Origin of the sequence: Halomonas sp. DN3 (genome assembly GCF_024137905.1) — a bacterium.
GTDB classification, from domain to species: Bacteria; Pseudomonadota; Gammaproteobacteria; order Pseudomonadales; family Halomonadaceae; genus Halomonas; species Halomonas litopenaei.
In genome coordinates this window covers 2,197,592-2,213,074 of the sequence record NZ_CP099965.1, presented here as the reverse complement: position 1 = coordinate 2,213,074, position 15,483 = coordinate 2,197,592, and the positions used below count along the sequence as shown (strand labels likewise).

Annotated in this window: 6 protein-coding genes; 5 read left to right on the top strand and 1 reads right to left on the bottom strand. The window is 63.1% G+C overall.

The genetic code is table 11. The features are described from left to right. Positions 1 to 172: 172 nt before the first annotated feature. On the bottom strand, positions 173 to 1,189 hold the full coding sequence (locus NKF27_RS09515) for a transporter substrate-binding domain-containing protein (protein WP_253556256.1): 1,017 nt from the start codon (positions 1,187 to 1,189) through the stop codon (positions 173 to 175). Between the two features lie 1,251 nt (positions 1,190 to 2,440). On the opposite strand from NKF27_RS09515, the gene NKF27_RS09510 reads away from it, so the two are divergent. From NKF27_RS09510 to NKF27_RS09490, 5 genes are all read left to right on the top strand, one after another. Next, positions 2,441 to 3,739 (top strand): hypothetical protein, encoded by a 1,299-nt coding sequence (locus NKF27_RS09510; RefSeq protein ID WP_253556255.1) that lies wholly within the window; start codon positions 2,441 to 2,443, stop codon positions 3,737 to 3,739. Positions 3,740 to 4,146: 407 nt separating this feature from the next. Beyond that, positions 4,147 to 7,893, top strand: coding sequence for an exodeoxyribonuclease V subunit gamma (recC, locus tag NKF27_RS09505; RefSeq protein ID WP_253556254.1), 3,747 nt, complete (start codon positions 4,147 to 4,149; stop codon positions 7,891 to 7,893). Beyond that, a complete protein-coding gene (gene recB, locus NKF27_RS09500; RefSeq protein WP_253556252.1) occupies positions 7,890 to 11,894 on the top strand; it encodes an exodeoxyribonuclease V subunit beta in 4,005 nt (1,334 codons plus the stop codon). Before recC ends, recB begins: the two co-directional genes overlap by 4 nt. Beyond that, on the top strand, positions 11,891 to 14,128 hold the full coding sequence (gene recD / locus NKF27_RS09495; protein WP_253556250.1) for an exodeoxyribonuclease V subunit alpha: 2,238 nt from the start codon (positions 11,891 to 11,893) through the stop codon (positions 14,126 to 14,128). The genes recB and recD overlap by 4 nt, the downstream gene beginning before the upstream one ends. Before the next feature lie 156 nt (positions 14,129 to 14,284). Next, positions 14,285 to 15,280, top strand: a complete 996-nt coding sequence (locus NKF27_RS09490) for an ion transporter (protein WP_253556248.1) — start codon at positions 14,285 to 14,287, stop codon at positions 15,278 to 15,280. The last annotated feature ends 203 nt before the right edge of the window (positions 15,281 to 15,483 follow it).

Here is a 15,483-nt window from a genome sequence, read left to right as displayed (position 1 = left end):
AGTGGAGGCCGAAGTAAAGTACTTGAATTTTTTGGTGTTTTCCACGTTAAACGCTATGACTGACATACCAATGGCAAGTGTCAGGTCCCGGGCAGGGGTACACATGTATCAAGCGAATAGCTTCTCGACAAGATCAATAGAGAACGTGGCGGGCCATGCCCGCCACCTGATATTACAAATGCCTAGCAGCCACCTCCCGGAACTGCCCATTTTCCTGAATAGACTTCAACCCCTGGTCGATCCGGCGCAAGATGATTCGAGTTTGTGGATTAGTTCGCATCCCCACCGCATGGAGCGTCTGAATTGTTGACAGATCAATCACCTCAGCGGTGCGTTCTTCCATATCTAGGCTTTGGATGATGCGGTCAGAGGTGTCAATGTTGACGGAAACAAGGTCCACCTCCTTCGAGGCCAACATCTCGAAGCAATCCTCCGGTGTGGCAGGACTAACCCGGGTAACACTCGGCTCAACAAGCCCCGCTGCTTCAAGGTCGTGTGTGAAATACCCATCTGGCCGGCATAGCGTCATGCCGTTTGCATCCTCAGCTGAACTGATATTTTCTACTTCCCCCGCGCGCCCATAGAAAGTCACAACAATTTCGTGTAAAGGACGCGACCAAAGCAGGTTTTCACAGCGCCAGACAGAGCCTTTCCCGAGATTACCGGTGCTGCTGCAATCCGGTTTGAACCAAGGATACGCAATGTCATAATCCCCCTCTTCCAAGAGTGGCGAAAGATGGACTGACCAATCCCCGATTGGTCGGATCAGGTAATCGGCCGGTTGCCCTCCAAACTGCAATGCGCGATGAATAAGTTCCGTACTGAAGCCTCCTTCAGGAAGACCTTCTCCAACATATGGCGCGTAGTTCTTACCTGTAAGAATCCTAATATTCTGTGAGCTCGCATCCTTTATTTCTGGCAATTGTCCAGTGGGTCCTGGCTCGCTCAAACAAGGAACAAACAGATCTTCACCTACGGGAACAATATTCGGGCTAGTCAGAACACCCGGGTTGAGATCGAAGATTTTTTGGTATGCTCTGGGGTTATCGTAAGCACGCATTGCCATATCTGAAAGAGAGTCTCCACGCTGTGTCGTATAAGTAGAATTACAGGAAATCTCTTGTGCCTGGGTCGAAACTGCTCCCGAAAGAAGCAACGTCAGAAGCGGAAGACCGAATAACATTTTCATCGAATTCACCTTGATTCCCCTCCATTAGCTGATAAAACTGAACCTCTCTACCCTAAAGCAGGCCTTATACCAATGAGCTATCACTAAAACCTTTTCTATTTTATTACTAAAAATCACATTAGTGTATTACGATTATTGGTTAGAAGTTCGTGTGAGCCTGGGCCTCATGTCGTTGAATCAACTTTTAGCCTCTACCTCCAATAACGGATATTCAGTAATTTTCTTTTCGTCAATATAATATACCTCCAACCTTCTTCAACCCTTGAGCAGGCCGATCCCCGCATTCTAAAGCAGTCAATCCCCACCACTTACCACACTCTTCATTGCCGTATAAGAAAACGTAATAAGAGCACCTACAGGATTCACGCGACCTGAAGGCCAACGATCTCCATATCATTACCACAAGCGTAGTGAAGATTTTTAAGAAGCACACACCACTTCACGAACCTCTGCCGGGGAAGAATTCAGCAAGGGGTTTGGGAGAGTACTTTTCCATCGAAGAGAGGTTTAGATCGTTGGTACTATTGCACCAGAGGCAATACGGACACGATATTCAACCGCCCTGCGACCCGAACTACTATTTATTCCGATGTCGTGCACTACACTTCACATCGGCTTTAGTGCCAACCTTTGCTCGCTGTGTCTAGCTGATTAGATTGTAGTAGAGTGAGACTTCAAGCATCTTCGCCATGGACCGATGCAGGTGCTGACTCGAGAAAGCATCAGGTAAGATCGGCAAGAGATGATCCCGGCATCGTCCAGGCACATCGCCACGCTATCGAGTATCAATATCTTTCAGCAGCCATGATCAAATAATTGGTTGCTATCGGACATCGTGCAGAGGTCTACTTACAGACGATACCAAGCCCCATTGGATTGCCAGCGACATCTTTGTTTGCAAAATAGAATTGTTCTCATTGGGGCTCATTCGCCAATACGACACCGGGACCTACGAGCATTAGAATTTCCAACCATACACCTCATCATTGGACACTATCTGCTACCAACCGGGAGGCACCTCTATTCGCCATAGCACAGCAGATGCCAAGATCTACTGCTGCTCAAGCGGAACTTATTATCCTTCACTGAAGTGCTTCGTCTTGTCAGACATGAGCTACTTAACCTAGAAATTACTTTTCTCGTAAACACCTTGTAGATATCTACTACAATCAACACCAATCAAATTAGAACTATCCATTCACGTTATGCAGCTACAATAAAGTCAACAATGAATACTAGAGGTATCTGGACATGCTCCGGTCTAAACGATCGCGTGCAGCATTCTCAGCGCTTTCGCCATATAGCCTCGTTCCCGCCGCCATGGTGAGAATATCCGCAACTGCATTGCCAAAAAACAATCGTTTGATCAAGCTTTCAGCACAGCATTTGCTTTCGCCAGTCACCGTACTGTCTTGTCTGATCTATCTCATGGCACTGTCGGTTGACGCCACTGCAACACAGAGTGATACCAAGCAAGAAGCCTTTTCGATGGAAACGTTGCGCGCTCTCGTAGAGCTTTCCCAGGACGACAGCAACAGTGCCTACTCGGTACACCCCTCCTATCCCAGAGACTGGGAGAGACGCGAAAGAAGGCTTATCACCATCTATGAGCGCGGTGTCCCCGTCATGGTCCACTCTCACCGCTACTACGGCGCTACCGGCTGGGATATCGGTATGTCATTCAGTTGTGCGCCCGGCAACAAGGTGCACTACACCCAAATGCTATTTGCCGGCGGGGACGGGTACGACCTTTCGCCCGACGCGGACCTTTCGCTCAGAATATTCCCATACGGCGGCGGCCAAACGGTGATTCCGGTGACGCTGATCGAGGCGCTGCCTGATGCAAGGGGGCTTATCCGTGTCCACAGTACCTTTTCTCCTACCGAGCGATTTTTCTCCTCTCTAGGCCCTACGACCAACTTTCAAGTCCAGTTGAAAGAGAACGGACAATCGGTGCCGTACTCAAGTGGTACAGACTTCTCGACCTTCCATGAAAACGTCAAGCCCGTGCTCGATGCCTGCGCTGGTATTCAAACGAGTGGCCCCGCCAGTAATCTCGCCCAGAAAGAGGGGCAAAGCTCAGCGCCTCGGTCACCCCCTCACTCGCCCGGAGTCTGGACACCCAACGAACATGACATCCTGTTGGCACTGCGGGCCGCTGTCGAGGCAAAGATGGCGCAGATCGACGCCTTCGCCAGCCAATGCGAGACCGTGGGTGAGACCCAAAACCCCTTCGCGGCCTTAGCTTGTATTGGTACTGGCTTCGGCTCCTTCAACTCCGACAGCATGAACCTCGACGTTCGGTCTGTGTCACTGGATGAGTGCGTGCGTTCGCAACAGGATTTTGCCTATTGCCGCTACACTGTGGATGCCGACTTCAGCGGCACTGGCCTGATGGGCGAACTTTCGGGCTTATTCAACACCTCCATGGCGATGGGGGGAGCGAGTTACGGGCAATTCTCCTTCCGGGATGGCCGCTGGTATCTCGAACGCACCTACGAACGGTGTAGCTGGGGTGGGGAGCAAATCCGGTGTGAGTGGAAGGAATAAGATGCAGCGATACCGCCCCCCTATCCCTCCACTCATTGGCGGTATCACCGCTGGCTCCAGCGCATTGACTCCGACACGATGATATGGCTGCACGATCGGCCTACGGCTCCGTGAGCTGCTACTGAGCCCTGCTCACGCACGAATCGTCTCCGACTCACGAAACGCCTCTGATCGATGTCAGCCCGCCATCGACCTAGCCCGGTCTCTCCGGCGCCCCCCCATCGGCACCGCTCGAGAGCAAGATATGGGTGCTTCAAGCCGCCTGTCGCCTCAATGCGGATGATCCCCGCCGCCGCATCCATTAGGCTATGCCGAGACGTCCCGACGATAGCGATGCGTGTTCTGCTTAAGCTAGCGCCGTCACCGCCTCGGGCTGCCACGCCTTCACGCAGTACAGAGAACTCGCCATGACCGATACCACCGCCGCCTCGGGCTTGATCGTCCTGCAGGGCAACCGTATGGAGGATCTGCGTGATCTGACCCTGAAGTGGCTGGGGCGACGCCCGCTGCATCCGCTGGCGCGCACCCTTTTTCTGGTGCAAAGCAACGGTATCGCCCAGTGGCTCAAGACCTCCATCGCCGAGCGCCAGGGCGAACCGGGCTACGGCGTCTGCCTCGGCACCGACGTTGCCCTGCCCGCGCGCTTTCAGTGGCAGGCCTATCGAGCGGTGATCGAGGCGGTGGAAGGCCCAGGCCAGGTGCCGACCACCTCTCCCTGGGACAAGAGTCGCCTGCGCTGGCACCTGATGAAGCTGCTGCCCGAAGCCCTGGACGACCCGCTGTTCGAGCCGCTGGCGCGCTACCTGCGCGAGGACGATGAGCAGCGCAAGCGTTACCAGCTGGCCGAGCGCCTGGCTGACCTGTTCGATCAGTACCAGGTCTATCGCGCCGACTGGCTCACCGCCTGGGAGGCCGGCAACGATGTGCTCACCCTGCCCGGTAACCGTGTCACAGAGGTCCCCGATGACCAGCGCTGGCAGCCGGCACTGTGGCGCAGGATCAGCGACGCCCTGCCCGCCGACCAGCGCCACAGCCACCGCGGCGCCGTGCACCAGCGCTTCAAGCGGGCCGCCGAACAGCTGACCCGCGAGGTCGAACAGGGCGAGACGGCCTGTCCCCCGGAAATACCGCCGCGTATCGTGGTATTCGGCATTTCGTCGCTGCCCCAGCAGACCCTGGAGGTGCTGGCCGCCCTGTCCAGCATCAGCGAGGTGGTGCTGTGTCTGCTCAACCCCTGCCAGTTCTACTGGGGCGAGATCATCGAGACCCAGGAGGTACTGCGCCGCCACGTGCGCCAGCGCCGTCGCCAGGGTATGCCAGTGGAGCTTCACCACTCGCTCGAACACCTGCATCTACACGCCCATCCGCTGCTGGCAGCATGGGGCAAGCAGGGCCGCGACTACCTGCAGCTACTCAGCGAACATGACCACACCGACGTGGAGGCGTTGAGCGCCCTGCTCGACGACTCGGTGGATCTGTTCCTGGCGCCGCCCACCGACACCCTGCTGGGCCAGCTGCAGGACGACATCCTCAATCTGCGCCCGCTGGCAGAGACCCAGGCCGAGTGGCCAGCGCTTGATCCCGAGCAGGACCACTCGATCCGTTTTCACATCTGCCACAGCCCTCAGCGTGAACTGGAGGTTCTGCACGACCAGCTGCTCGAGGCCTTCGCCGAGGATGCGACTCTCGAACCCAGGGACGTGATGGTGATGGTGCCGGACATCAACGACTACGCGCCCTATATCGACGCGGTATTCGGCCAGTTCGCCCCGGGCGAGAAGCGCCACCTGCCCTACCACGTGGCCGACCAGCAGGAACGCCATCGCGAACCCATGCTGGTGGCACTGGAGACCCTGCTGTCGCTGCCGCGTCTGCGCTTTCGCGCCAGCGAGATCCTCGACCTGCTGGACATCCCGGCCATCCGCACGCGCTTTGGCCTTGGCGAGGGTGACCTTTCCACCCTGCAACGCTGGATTCGCGAGGCCAACGTGCGCTGGGGCCTCGATGCCTCCCAGCGAGCCGAACTCGGCCTGCCGGAACACGACGAGCTGCACACCTGGCGCTTCGGCCTCGAGCGCATGCTGATGGGCTACGCCGTGGGCGAGGCCAGCGACGACGGCGAGGACTGGGGCGACATCGTGCCCTACGACGAAGTCGCCGGCCTCGACGCCACCCTCGTGGGTCCGCTGTACCGGCTGATCATGACCCTCGACGAAGTTCGTCAGAGCCTGCTCGAACCCAAGACGGCCAGCCAATGGGACCATGTTCTGGGAACCATGCTGGAGCGCACCCTGGCCCCCGGCTCCAGTGCCGAAGAGGCCTTGCTCGGGCGCATCCAGGCGGCGCTCGAGACCTGGCACGAGGAGGTCGACTCGGCCGAGGTCGGCATCCGTCTGCCCCTGGCGGTGGTGCGTGAAAGCTGGCTTTCGCGCATCGACCAGCCCCAGCTGTCCCAGAGCTTCATGATGGGTCGCATCACCTTCGCCACCCTGATGCCCATGCGCGCGATCCCCTTCCGCCACGTCGTGCTGCTGGGCATGAGCGACGGCGCCTACCCGCGCCGCGCCGAGGCCATGGACTTCGACCTGATGGCCATGCGCGGGCACTATCGCGCCGGCGACCGCTCCCGGCGTGACGACGACCGCTACCTGTTCCTCGAGGCGCTGCTGTCGGCGCGGGACCGGCTGACCATCAGCTGGTGCGGACGCAGTCCCCAGGACAACGGCGAGAAGCCGCCCAGCGTGCTGGTCGGGCAACTGCGCGACCACCTCGGCAAGGGCTGGCGCCTTCCCGACCAACCGCCCCACGATGAGCGCTCGCTGGCCGAAGAGCAGCAGATGGCCGAGGCCCTGCTCACCGCCCTGACCACCGAGCACCCGCTGCAGCCCTTCGGCGCCGGCTACTTCCTGGCGGACTCGCCGCTTTATACCTATGCAGACGAGTGGCAGACCCTGCACCAGCGTGATTCACGTCACCCGGACCCCATGGCGGCCACCTCAGCCGATGAGGCGCTACCACCCTGGCGCCCCGAGGGCGCCATCGGCCTGTCGCAGCTTTCTGGCCTGCTGCGCGATCCCGTCAGCGCCCTGTTCCAGCAGCGCCTGTCCACCAGCATGCGCGACGAGCAGACGCTGAGTGACGACGACGAACCCTTCGCCTTCGCCGGCCTTGCCAGATGGCAGCAGCGCGAGGCCTTAGTGCAGCCGCTTGGCCAGCGTCTGGCCCACGACCGCGCCTGCGATCCCGCCCTGTTGATCGAACGCCAGGTCCAGCGCCAGCAGCGCGCCGGCCACTATCCGCCGCCACCGGTGGGCCCGGTGATCCGCCGCCAGTTGCTGGAGCGAATCCCCGACGCCCTCGACCACTACCGCGAACTGCTAGAGCGCTACCCGCGCTCGCTAGAGCGGGCACCGCAGCTTCGCCACGACAGTCGCCTTCCCTTGCCCGACTCCAGTGAGACCCTGGTATTGGAAGACGCCCTGTCCCACCTGCACGCGACACAGGCGCCGTCCCAGCCCGAGGCCACCGAAGAGGGCGACGCGGGCCCTGGTGAGGTCGCCCGCATCGTGCTGTTGACCAGCCAGATCCACCAGGGCGAGCATTTTCACTGGAGCCAGATTCTGCGCCACTGGCCGGCGCACCTGGCGCTGCAGTGCCTCTACCCGAATTCGCCGAGCCACCTGGTATCACCCAGCGGCGTGCTGGAGATCCCCGGCATGTCCCGCGAACAGGCTGCAAGACGGCTGGATGCGCTGATGAGCTGCTGGCTCACCGCCATGCAGGGGGCCACGCCCTGCCACCCCGACATCGCCTTTGCTCTGCTCGAGGAGTACCCCGTGGCAGAGGATACAGCCTGGCCGCCGGCAGACGCCCGGTCATCAGCCACACTGCGCAAGGCCTGGGAGCAGGCCAGGGAAAAGCTGCCGGAGCGAAGCCCGCTGCTGCTGCGCGAGTTTCCAAGCCTGGATGAGCTGATCGGCGACGATGGCTTTGTCGAGGCCTGTCGTGAGCTCTACGCCGACCTGCATGGCTGGATCAGCACCGCGCGCAGCGCTCGCAAGGGCTCTGGCAATGGCTCTGACAAGGGCTCTGACAAGGGCTCTGACAAAGCATCGGGCAAGAGTAACGCCACCACCGGGAAGGAATCCTCATGAGCCTGCCGTCCGACCTTTTTTCCACCGACGACCAGCCGCCCTCCCCGGACAACGCCGGCCAGACACCGCTGCCATTGGCGCTGCCGCTGCGGGGCAGCCAGTTGATCGAGGCCAGCGCCGGCACCGGCAAGACCTTTACCATCGCGCTGCTCTACGTGCGTCTGGTGCTGGGCCACGGCCAGCCCGACAACCCGGCCAGTCGACGCGACAATGGCTTCAGCCAGCCGCTGGTGCCGCCGGATATCCTGGTGGTGACCTTTACCGAGGCCGCAAGCCAGGAGCTGCGCGATCGTATCCGGGCGCGCCTGGTCCAGGCCGCCGAGGCCTTTCGCGCCGGCGACAGGGACGACGGCTCGACCACGGCCCCGGACGACGGCCTCGCCGAACGCGACCCGCTGCTGGCCGCACTGCGCGACGACTTCGAGCGCGACGCCTGGCCCGCCTGCGGCCGACGACTGATGCTTGCCGCCGAATGGATGGACGACGCCGCCATCTCGACCATCCATAGCTGGTGTCAGCGAATGCTCAAGGAGCACGCCTTCGACAGCGGCAAGCTGTTTCGCCAGGAGGTGGTCAAGGATCTCGGCGAAATGACCCAGGAGGCGGTCACCGACTACTGGCGCACCCGCGTCTACCCCCTCGACGAGCCCCTGGCCGCGTCCATGGTCGAGCTGTTCGGCTCGCCCCAGGGGCTTAACAAGGCGCTGCGCAACCTGCTCGGCCGCGAGGATGCCAGCCTGGTCTTCTGCGGCGAGCCATTGGCCGCTGGCGATTTCGGTGCCCATCTCGCCCAGTTCAGCGACGCCCGTGGGAGCGCCGACAGGCTGGAAGACGCCGCCCGCCGCGCCTACCTAGATGACAAGGAGACGGTGCACGACTGCCTGCGCACGCTGCGCCCGGCGATGCACGGCAGCAGCTTTCGCGGCAAGGATGATGACGACACCTTCGACGGCTGGCTGGAACAGCTCGGCGACTGGGCAAACGGCAAGCTGCCCCTTGCCGAGGCGAAGTTCGTGCAGAAACTCGCGCGCTCCAAGCTGCGGGTAAAAAAGGGTACCGAGGTGCCTGAGCTTGGCCTGTTCGAGGCCCTGGAGGCGTGTCGCGATAACGACGAGCAGGTCGAGATACTGCAGAGAGAGCTCTACCCCCAGGTGCTGGCGGATGCCCGTGACTGGGTCAGCCAGCGGCTGTCCGAGCAGCTCGAGGCCAACGCCCAGATGGGCTTCAACGACATGATCACCGGGCTTGCCGGGGCCCTGGACGGCGACGGTGGCGAGACCCTGGCACGGCGCATTCGCCAGCAGTTCCCGGTGGCCATGATCGACGAGTTCCAGGACACCGATCCGGCCCAGTACCGCATCTTCGAGCGGGTGTATCGTATCGGCGATGCGACCACCGCTGAGCCAGACGCCCAGCACGACCTGGATGGGCCAGGCGCTCCTGAGCATGACGCCACGGCGCTGATCCTGATCGGCGACCCCAAGCAGGCGATCTACGGCTTTCGCGGCGGCGACATCTACACCTACCTGGGCGCCCGTCACGCCACCCTCGGGCATCACCACAGCCTCGACACCAACTTCCGCTCGAGCGAGGCCGCCGTGGCGGCAGTCAACCGGCTGTTCGCGTTTGCCGAACGTAGCCACCCCCGCGCGGCCTTCCGCTTCGCCGCCGACGACCACAATCCATTGCCCTTTCAATCCGTCGGCGCCAATGGTCGCAAAGAAACCCTGTGCCTGGATGGCAAGCCCGCCACGGCGCTGACCGGCTGGCTGATCGCCGACGGCAACAAGGACAACGGCTGTCTCAACAAGGAAGGCTACCTGCGCGAGGCATCCCGCCACTGCGCCGACCGCATCGCCGACTGGCTCAATCAAGCCAGTCCTGGCGAGGGCACTCCAAGCGCCGGTTTCGCCACCTCAAGGAACGCCGGTGACGACAAGCTCAAACCGCTGAAGGCCGGCGATATCGCTATTCTGGTGCGCGATCGCAGCGAGGCCAGCGCCATCCGCAACGCCTTGAGCGAGCGCGGCCTGGCCAGCGTCTACCTGTCGGATCGTGACAGCGTCTTCGCCACCGCCGAGGCCCGCGACCTGCATCACTGGCTGAAGGCCATGGCCAACCCGGAGTCGGTGTCGACCCTGCGCACGGCCCTGGCCACCGCCACCCTGGGCCTGGGGCTGGCCGAGCTTGACCGGCTGCAACGCGACGAGACCGCCTGGGAGCGGGTACAGGAGCGTTTTCTTGGCTACCGCCTGCGCTGGCAGCGTAGGGGCGTGCTACCGGCGCTGCGCCAACTGCTGCACGACTACCGGATTCCCGAGCGACTGCTCGGCGCCCACCAGGGCCAGCGTCGTCTGACCAACCTTCTGCACCTGGCCGAGTGGGCCCAGCAGGCCAGCGATACCCTGGACGGCGACCACGCCCTGATTCGCGTGCTCGCCGAACACCTGGACGACCCCGGCCACGACGAGCAGATCCTGCGCCTGGAAAGCGACGCCGACCTGATCCAGGTGGTGACCATCTTCAAGTCCAAGGGACTAGAGTATCCGCTGGTGTGCCTGCCATTTCTGTGCACCTACAAGGAGATCAGCGGCCAGTCCGGAACGCCGCTCTACCACGTCGACGACCGGCCGCTGCTCGAGCTGGCGGCCAAGAAGGAGATGGCCAAGGAGGGCTTTGAGCTGGCCGACGACGAACGGCTATCCGAGGAGGTGCGGCTTCTCTACGTCGCCTTGACCCGAGCGCGCCACGCTACCTTCGTTGGCCTTGCGCCCCTCAAGCTCGGCAACGCCAGGAGCGCCACCCTGCACAAGTCAGCGCTGGGCTACCTGCTGGCCGGCGGTGAGGCGATCCCTGACCTGACAAACCTGCGCGAGCGCTGGGAGAGCATGAGCGGTGGCTTCGAGGCCATCGCCCTGGACGCCATCGACGCCAACAGTGATAGCCCCCAGATCCAGTACCACCCGGTCACCACCGAGCTCGCTACCAAGGGCGCGCGCACGCCCAGCCACCGGCCCTTTGCCCCCTGGTGGATCGCGAGTTACTCCTCGCTTGCCCAGAAGGGAGCCACCGCCCCCGAGACACCCGAGGCCGAAGTGCTCGAGGAAGAGCATCTGGACGCCCGCCTGGTGCCCGCGGCGCGAGAAGCCGGTGCCCCCCAGCCCGGCACCCTGCACGCCTTCCCGCGGGGCCCTGGCCCTGGCACCTTCCTCCACGGCGTGCTGGAGGCGCTGGCCGAGCACGGCTTCAACAGCGCGCTTGACGATACCGGCCTGCTCGCCCGACTGGCCCAACGCTGCCGCCGCCGGGGCTGGGAAGAACACACCCAGGCGCTGACCGATGGCATCCGTCGCTGGCTGACCACGCCGTTGACCTCGACCACACAAGAGCGCCCCGACGGCGAGGTTGTCGACGATGGGCCGGTGCTGGCGAGCCTTGAGCGCTACCGCGCCGAGCCCGACTTCTGGTTCGCCACCCATGACGCCATCACCCCGGCCATGGACAAGCTCACCCGCCAGCACCTGTTTCCCGGCGAGCCCAGGCCCCAACTGGGCTATCAGCGCCTCAACGGTCTGCTCAAGGGCTTTATCGACCTGTTGGCCGAGCATCAGGGGCGCTTCTATATCATCGACTGGAAGTCCAACTGGCTGGGCCCCGACGATGACGCCTACCATCAGGACGCCATGCGCGCCGCCATGCTCGACAAGCGCTACGACATGCAGCTCGCGCTCTACCTGGTGGCGCTGCATCGCCACCTGCGCCAGAGCCTGCCGGACTACGACTATGACCGCCACGTTGGCGGGGCCATGCTGGTCTTTCTGCGCGGTATTGCCGCTCCCTCGCGCGGCGTCGCCGCGATCAAGCCGCCCCGAGCCTTTATCGAGGCACTCGACGATATCCTGGCGGGACAGGCGGGCAGCGCTGCAACCACCGCCCGGAGCAGTGATCCAGGCGATGACATGATCGATGATCAGGACAGCAGCGGGGAGGCAATGGCATGAGCGAGACTAACCCTGAGGTTCACAGCACAGAGAACGGCGAGACTCCGAGCGCAATGACCACGACCGCCCTGCCGTCCACGCCCTTTGCCAGCCCGGAACAGGCACTGGCCGACCCCGAAGCCCTGCTGTCGCTGCTGTTTGCCTGGGCAGAGCACGGCTGGATCCGTGATCTGGACGCGGCACTGCCCCATCGGCTGGCCAGGCTCGCCCCGGACGGCGACGCCAGCTGCCTGCTGGCGGCCATGCTGGTCAGCCACCAGGCCGGCCAGGGCCATCTGCTGCTGGACCTGAATCAGGCCCGCCGCCAGCCCGAGTCGCTGATCGCCGTCGCTCGCGACGTGGCGCGTGACGACACCGCCCCGCCCCCGCCGGAGGCCCTGCTCAGCCGACTCGGCGACGACTGGGTACACCGGCTTCAGCGCTGGTCGGCGGTGGCGCAAGGCCCAGGCGCAAGCCCCCTGGTTCTCGAGGCAGAGCGCCTCTATCTACGCCGCTACTGGCGCAACGAACAGCGAGTCGCCAGCGCCATCGCCGCGCGGCTGTCGACGTCCGACGCTCCAACCAAGGATCATCCAACCGAGGACACTCCAACCGAGAACCATCCGACCGCCGACAGTGACGCCGCCCGCCTGCGTCCGGTACTGGACACCCTGTTTCCACCGTCCGATCCGCGTGCCGCCCAGGCCGCCTCCCAGAAGCTCGCCTGTGCGCTGGGCGCACGCGCGCCCTTCGCGGTGATCACCGGCGGCCCCGGCACCGGCAAGACCACCACCGTCATCCGTTTGCTGGCGCTGTTGCAGACCCAGGCCATCGCTGAGCGCGGCGCCCCCCTGGCGATACGCCTGGCCGCCCCCACCGGCAAGGCGGCGGCGCGACTCAGCGAGTCCATTCGTGACCAGATCGCCGCCCTCGACGAACTGCCGCTGCCCGACGCCGCCCGGGTGCGCGCATCGATTCCCCACGAGGTCTCGACTCTTCACCGGCTGCTCGGCGCCCGGCCCGATACCCGTCACTTCCATCATCATCGCCTCAACCCTCTGCCACTGGACATGGTGGCGGTGGACGAAGCGTCGATGGTCGATATCGACATGATGGCGGCACTGCTCGACGCCCTGCCGCCCCATGCTCGCCTGGTGCTCCTCGGCGACAAGGATCAGCTCGCCTCGGTGGAGGCCGGCGCGGTGCTTGGTAACCTGTGCGCCCGGGCCGAACAGGGTCACTATCGCAACGATGTCAGCCACTGGCTCGAAGCGGCTACCGGCCTTTCGTTGCCCGAAGCGCTGCACGACAGCGACGGCCGGGCGCTGGATCAATCCGTCGCCATGCTGCGCCACTCCTTTCGCTTCGATGACGCCAGCGGTATCGGCCAGCTCGCCCGCGCCATCAACGCAGGCGACAGCCGGCGGGCACTCGCGGTGCTGGACGACGACGCCTTTCCCCAGGCCCAGCGCCAGGCCCTTCCCCGCGCCAACGAGCGGCGCCTGATGACCCTGGCGCTGGACGGCCGAGGCCAGGACGCAGCCTGGGGCTATCGCTTCTATCTGGGCGCCATCACCCCGCGCCCCGACACCCCGGAAGCTGGCGCACTCGAGCAAAGCGGCCTGCTGCGGCCACGCCCGGCGCTCTCGTCCGAGCGAGTCGAGTGGGACCGTTGGGCCTCTGCCATCCTCGAGGCCCACGCCCAGTTCCAGTTGCTGACGCCGCTGCGCGCCGGCCACTACGGCGTCGAATCGCTCAATCAGCGCATCGAGCAGGCGCTGGCGCGGGCCGGACTGATCGACAAGCCGGATCACAGCACCCACTGGTACGAAGGCCGTCCGGTGCTGGTCACCGGCAACGACTGCGCGCTCAAGCTGATGAACGGGGATATCGGCATTGCCCTCAAGGTACCGGTGGAGTTCGCCAACCCAGAGGCCGGCACCACCCTGCGCGTAGCCTTCCCCGCCGGCGATGGCCAGGGCGGCATCCGCTGGGTGCTGCCCAGCCGGCTGCAGCGGGTCGAGACGGTATTCGCGATGACGGTGCACAAGTCCCAGGGCTCCGAGTTCGTCCATACCGCCCTGGTGATGCCGGACACCCTGTCGCCGATCCTGACCCGCGAACTGGTCTACACCGCCGTCACCCGCGCCAAGAAGACCTTCACTCTGCTCAGCGCAAGCGACGTGGTGCTGGCCAAGGCCATCGAACGGCGGATTGCGCGTCAGAGTCGGCTGTTTCAGTCGCCCGGAACATAGGCCCTGCAAAGTCCCGGTCGCACTACCTGTCAGCAGAAAGCCGCGTCCTCACAGCGCCAACGACGCTTTGGCACAAGGCGAGGTGGGGATGCGGCCAACGCAAGGACGCTCTAGGCTGGTGAAGAAAGGAGTGTCACACGCATCCAAGGAGGATTCATGCCCGCCACCCGCACGACCTCGCCCGCCCTGGAGCGGGCTCATCTGGTGTGGGACCTGTTCATCATCGCGCTGGTGATCGCCAACCTGGCGCTGTTGCTGTTCGACAGCCTGTTTCTGCTGCCACCGCTCAACGCCGCCTTCGAGGCGGCGGCTCCCGGCCTGCACGGCGCCTACGACCGGCATATCCATGCCAACTTCTTCAGCATCGACTTGGCCTTCGTCGCCGTTTTTCTGTTCGACGTACTGCTCAGCTGGGCCGTCGCCATCTACCAACGGCGCTACCACCGCTGGTTCTTCTACCCCTTCGTGCACTGGTACGACGTGCTGGGGTGCATTCCCCTCGCCGGCTTCCGCCTGCTGCGTATCCTGCGTGTGATCTCGCTGCTGCACCGTCTCCACCGCCTGGGCCTGATCGACGTGCGTCGCTGGTATCTCTACTCGGTTGTCGCCAAGTACGCCGACATTCTGATGGAAGAACTCACCGATCGTATCGCCATCCGCCTGCTCGACAACGTCCAGGAGGAGCTCACCAGCGGCGACGGCCTGGCCTCACCGGCCATCGAGAAGATCGTCACGCCGCGCAAGGAGGCCCTGGTGCGGGAAGTCAGCCAGCGCCTCGAGACCATGGTCGGCGACATCGCCTACCACAACCGTTTCGCGACACTGGCCTACGTCCGCGGCCTGGTCGCCCGAACCCTGGCCGAAACGCCAGAGCTTCAGCGACTCAAGCGTCTGCCCATGGGCTCCCAGCTCACCCAGGGGCTGGAGTCATCGATGTCCGACCTCGCCTGCCACCTGGTCGATGAAGCCCTGAATGGCCTCAAATCCAGGGAGTTTTCCTCGCTGGTCGAACACATGGCCGACACCGGCTTCGACGCCTGGCTGCGCACCGACCCCGAGACCGAACAGATCACCGAACAGGTGCTGGTCGACATGCTGGAACTCCTCAAGGAACGTATCGCGGTCAAGCGCTGGCACGACAAGTACGCGTGAACCGAAATGGGCCACGGGAACTTCCTGTGGCCCCCTCTGGGTTCAGGGGGGCCTGTCATTCGGTTGGCAGGTTTCGGCCAGAAGCGGACTTTCGGAGAGTCTTCATGTACGCTTGCAGCAGGGGCGCGACTTCAGGAGCGCCCCTTTCCTGTTCTTCTTTGCCTATTTGCTCATTGAGACCGCCATCTCCTTTTCGCATAACG

Bases quoted from the DNA above. Each gene is read 5' to 3' on its own strand.
- NKF27_RS09515 (WP_253556256.1), bottom strand. From the start codon at position 1,189: ATGAAAATGTTATTCGGTCTTCCGCTTCTGACGTTGCTTCTTTCGGGA.
- recB (WP_253556252.1), top strand. From the start codon at position 7,890: ATGAGCCTGCCGTCCGACCTTTTTTCCACCGACGACCAGCCGCCCTCC.
- NKF27_RS09510 (WP_253556255.1), top strand. From the start codon at position 2,441: ATGCTCCGGTCTAAACGATCGCGTGCAGCATTCTCAGCGCTTTCGCCA.
- recC (WP_253556254.1), top strand. From the start codon at position 4,147: ATGACCGATACCACCGCCGCCTCGGGCTTGATCGTCCTGCAGGGCAAC.
- NKF27_RS09490 (WP_253556248.1), top strand. From the start codon at position 14,285: ATGCCCGCCACCCGCACGACCTCGCCCGCCCTGGAGCGGGCTCATCTG.
- recD (WP_253556250.1), top strand. From the start codon at position 11,891: ATGAGCGAGACTAACCCTGAGGTTCACAGCACAGAGAACGGCGAGACT.